The organism is Deferrisoma palaeochoriense (assembly GCF_054656955.1).
In genome coordinates this window covers 1-264 of the sequence record NZ_BAAHXI010000219.1, presented here as the reverse complement: position 1 = coordinate 264, position 264 = coordinate 1, and the positions used below count along the sequence as shown (strand labels likewise).

The window sequence follows — 264 nt, the reverse complement described above, 5'->3', positions numbered from 1 at the left end:
AGCGCCTCCATAAACTTCCGCCGCACGTGCGCCCAACACCCCGCATGCACCATCGCCAAGGCGTGGTCTACAAAGTCGTACCCCTGGTACCCGTCCGTCTGCACCACCCCCCGGTACCCTTCGAGGTAGTCGCGCGCCACCTGTCCCCCTCGCGTCAGTGCGTAGTGGTACTCCACCGCCGGTCGGCCAGAGGGTCCTCCCAGGAACACCCACATGTACGACTTCGTCTGGGCCGATCGCCCCGGCTCCTGCAGCACCTGAAGG

General features: G+C 66.3%; 1 protein-coding gene. It reads right to left on the bottom strand.

What is annotated here, in order from left to right; genetic code table 11:
* The coding region (locus ACYQ8L_RS18770; protein ID WP_459943332.1) for an IS66 family transposase at positions 1-264 on the bottom strand (264 nt) is incomplete at both ends.